The organism is Streptomyces sp. NRRL B-3229 (assembly GCF_000719505.1).
Lineage (GTDB): Bacteria > Actinomycetota > Actinomycetes > Streptomycetales > Streptomycetaceae > Streptomyces > Streptomyces griseorubiginosus.
In genome coordinates this window covers 1-319 of the sequence record NZ_JOGP01000139.1, presented here as the reverse complement: position 1 = coordinate 319, position 319 = coordinate 1, and the positions used below count along the sequence as shown (strand labels likewise).

At 66.8% G+C, this 319-nt stretch carries 1 pseudogene; it reads right to left on the bottom strand.

The window, feature by feature from the left end:
* Positions 1–319: pseudogene (locus IF54_RS40280) on the bottom strand (glycosyl hydrolase); the annotation flags it as partial.

The window sequence follows — 319 nt, the reverse complement described above, 5'->3', positions numbered from 1 at the left end:
GCGGTAGAGCGCGGAGTTCTCGTCGCCGTTGAAGTAGCCGGTGCCGTAGTCGAGGACGTAGAGCGCGCCGTCGGGGCCGAAGTCCATGTCCATGACCTGGGTACCGGTCCAGGGGAAGTCGTTGATCTTGGTGACCTCGCCGTTGCGGTCCTGCTCGATCCGCTTGATCCACTTGCGGCCGAACTCGCCCGCGAAGAAGTCGCCGTCGTACTCCTTCGGGAACTTGGCCGGGTTGTCGTTGCGGGCGTCGTAGCGGTAGACCGGGCCGCCCATCGGGGACTCCGAGCCGTCACCGAACTCGGGCACCGAGGCCCCGTCG